We start from the raw sequence: 1,653 nt of genomic DNA on the forward strand, positions 1-1,653 counted from the left end.
TCGCCGGGATCGGCTCTTCCGAGATGCCGCTGCCGGAGACCACGGTCTTCTGCGCCGCGCCACCGGCCCGGCTCATCACCCGGGAGTTCTTCGGCGCGGCCAGATCCAGCGCGTCGGCCGCCGCCTCCACCGCCTCGACCGCGTCCAGGGAGGCTGCGCCGGACCCGTTCTGCGACAGGCCGGACTCCAGCGTGTCACCGACGAAGATGACACTGCCGTCCTTGGCGATGTTCACCGTGGCCGTGGCCCCGAACACCTCCAGGTTCTCGTGGCGTTGGGCCAGGTTGACATGGGTGACGCCGTTGTGCCGGCTGGTGTACTTCGACAAGATGGCGAGGTCACTGAGGTCGCCGGCGGTCACGCCGTACTGGACCGGGTTCGCCCGCAGGTAGTTGATGGCGATGTTGTCCGGGGCGCCTTCGTTCGGGCCGGTGAGGAAGATCGGGTTCGACTTACCCGCTGCCTCCTCCGGCGCGGCCGAGGCGGGCGTGGATAGCGAGGTCAGAGAGACGACGAGGGTGGTGGACAACAGCAACGCGGCGTTGCGTCGGCCACGAGATGAACGGGGATGCAGGTGCACCGCTGCTCCTTCGGGGGTTGGAAGGCATGAGCGCCAATTCACCACCGCCGGTGCGGTCACGCCACGGGTTGTCCGCAACGCCCCGCCCCGGCAATCACGGTCCGTAATTGAGACCGTGCGAAGTGAATCGCCTCGACGCTACGGTGCAGCTCAGGGGCGGGTCATCCGACTAGTGTTTAAATATCTACATCGATGACTCCTACGTCTGTCGCGCCCGTCCGCCTGCCTGGCCGCTTGGCCGATCCGGTCGGCGCGGCACCGTCAGCCCATCGATTTGGCACCGTCGATGGCCTCTCGGATGATGTCGGCGTGGCCGGCGTGCTGGGACGTCTCGGCGATGACGTGCAGCAGCACCCGACGTGCGGACCAGCGGGCGCCCGGCTCGAACCAGGGCGCCTCGGGCAGCGGCTGGCTGGCGTCCAGGTCCGGCAGGGTGCGGACGAGGTCGTCGGTGCGGCTGGCGACCTCGTCGTACGCCGCGAGCACGCCGGCCAGGGTGTCGCCCGGCATCATCCGGAACGACTCCGCGTAACGCGCGTATCCCGCCGGATCGGCGGGGGGCCGCATTGCCGCGGGGCCGTCCACGATGAAGTCCACCCAGGCCCGTTCGGTGCCGGCGACGTGCTTGATCAGCCCACCGATGCACAGCTCGCTCACGGTGCTCCGCGCGCCGGCCTGTTCGTCGGTCAGATTCCGGGCGGTGTTGCGGAGGAAGAAGCGGTGTCGCTGCAACGACTGCAGCAGGTCGGCCCGCTCGGGGCTCAGCGTCGTCTCGGCCATGGCAGCCCTCTCGTCGGCGTCAGCCGGACGCTATCGGCTGACACCGACAATTGAGGACCGCCGGGCCGGTGGCCAGCCCGGGCAGGAGCTACTTGCCGTTGGCCAGCACCTCGCGCATCCGGTTGATCTCGACGTTCTGCTCCACGATGACGCTGGTGGAGAACTCGTTGATGATGGGGTCGACGCCGAGTGCCTGCGCCTCGCCCGCCTTGATCACCTGCTGCACCTGCTTGCCGACCCGGGGCCCGAGCGCCCGGGGAACCACGGTCAGCACCTGCTGGCAGTACGCCGAC

General features: G+C 68.9%; 2 protein-coding genes and 1 pseudogene. All 3 read right to left on the reverse strand.

Translation table 11 applies throughout. From position 1 onward, the window contains the following. Positions 1-580, reverse strand: a pseudogene (locus tag AB0M52_RS33780) (metalloprotease); the annotation flags it as partial. Positions 581-841: 261 nt separating this feature from the next. Beyond that, positions 842-1,360: a DinB family protein gene (locus tag AB0M52_RS33785; protein WP_363961938.1), complete on the reverse strand. Its 519-nt coding sequence runs from the start codon at positions 1,358-1,360 to the stop codon at positions 842-844. 88 nt (positions 1,361-1,448) lie between these two features. Beyond that, positions 1,449-1,653: hypothetical protein (locus tag AB0M52_RS33790; RefSeq protein WP_363961940.1), on the reverse strand; the 205-nt coding region annotated here is incomplete at its 5' end.

This window comes from Micromonospora sp. NPDC051296 (assembly GCF_040682255.1).
Lineage (GTDB): Bacteria > Actinomycetota > Actinomycetes > Mycobacteriales > Micromonosporaceae > Micromonospora > Micromonospora craterilacus.

Bases quoted from the DNA above. Each gene is read 5' to 3' on its own strand.
- AB0M52_RS33785 (WP_363961938.1), bottom strand. From the start codon at position 1,360: ATGGCCGAGACGACGCTGAGCCCCGAGCGGGCCGACCTGCTGCAGTCG.